Source organism: Halorhodospira sp. M38 (genome assembly GCF_022227985.1).
In the GTDB taxonomy this organism is placed as follows: Bacteria; Pseudomonadota; Gammaproteobacteria; order Nitrococcales; family Halorhodospiraceae; genus Halorhodospira; species Halorhodospira halophila_A.
In genome coordinates this window covers 1-301 of record NZ_JAJNQP010000100.1, presented here as the reverse complement: position 1 = coordinate 301, position 301 = coordinate 1, and the positions used below count along the sequence as shown (strand labels likewise).

Annotated in this window: 1 protein-coding gene; it reads left to right on the top strand. The window is 66.1% G+C overall.

The window, feature by feature from the left end:
- Nucleotides 1-69: 69 nt before the first annotated feature.
- Nucleotides 70-301: sigma factor-like helix-turn-helix DNA-binding protein (locus LRA98_RS13255; RefSeq protein ID WP_443134955.1), on the top strand; the 232-nt coding region annotated here is incomplete at its 3' end.

Sequence of the window (301 nt, the reverse complement as noted above, 5' to 3'; positions counted from 1 at the left end):
TGATGGGGTGGTAGGCGCGGGATCGGGGGATACTTGGACTCTCCCCACCACCTGCTCCGGAGAGAGTCCATGCCCACCCCGAGGTCGTCCATGCGTAAAATCCGTGAGGTTCTTCGGCTTCACCACGAGCTGAGCTTGAGCCAGCCCCGCATCGCCTCCGCCTGCCAGCTGGGCGTGAACACCGTGCACCGATACCTTCACCGCGCCCAGGCCGCGGGGCTCGAATGGCCGCTGCCCGAGGATCTTGACGATCATGCCCTGGAGCAGCTGCTTTTCCCGCATCGCGCCGGTCCTCGCCCAG